Origin of the sequence: Staphylococcus sp. EG-SA-15, from assembly GCF_017151895.1 — a bacterium.
Lineage (GTDB): Bacteria > Bacillota > Bacilli > Staphylococcales > Staphylococcaceae > Staphylococcus > Staphylococcus aureus.
The window spans coordinates 1-373 of the sequence record NZ_JACVZN010000091.1 but is presented as its reverse complement, the minus strand read 5'-3'; the positions used below and the strand labels follow the sequence as shown (position 1 = coordinate 373).

Genomic DNA, 373 nt, shown 5'->3' with positions numbered 1-373 from the left:
GTAGATGAAATCTTAAAGTCAACTGGAACATTAGCTACAACTCAAATCGCGGCAGACTACGGTATATCAGCACAAAAGTTAAACAAACTACTACACGAAGCTAGATTACAACGAAAAGTGAATAAACAGTGGGTGCTTTACTCAGAACACATGGGCAAGAGTTACACAGAATCAGACACTATACCAATTGTACGCTCTGACGGTAGAGAAGACACAGTTTTACAAACTAGATGGACACAAAAAGGTAGATTGAAAATACATGAAATCATGACTGAATTCGGTTATGAAGCTAACGTAACTGCTTAACAGGAGGAACGAACAATGCAAGCTCAAAACAAAAAAGTCATCTATTACTACTATGACGAAGAAGGTA

General features: G+C 37.5%; 1 protein-coding gene. It reads left to right on the top strand.

The window, feature by feature from the left end; genetic code table 11:
• The coding region (locus IDG64_RS14475) for a phage antirepressor KilAC domain-containing protein (RefSeq protein ID WP_031771090.1) at window positions 1-306 on the top strand (306 nt) is incomplete at its 5' end.
• Between the last annotated feature and the right edge of the window lie 67 nt (window positions 307-373).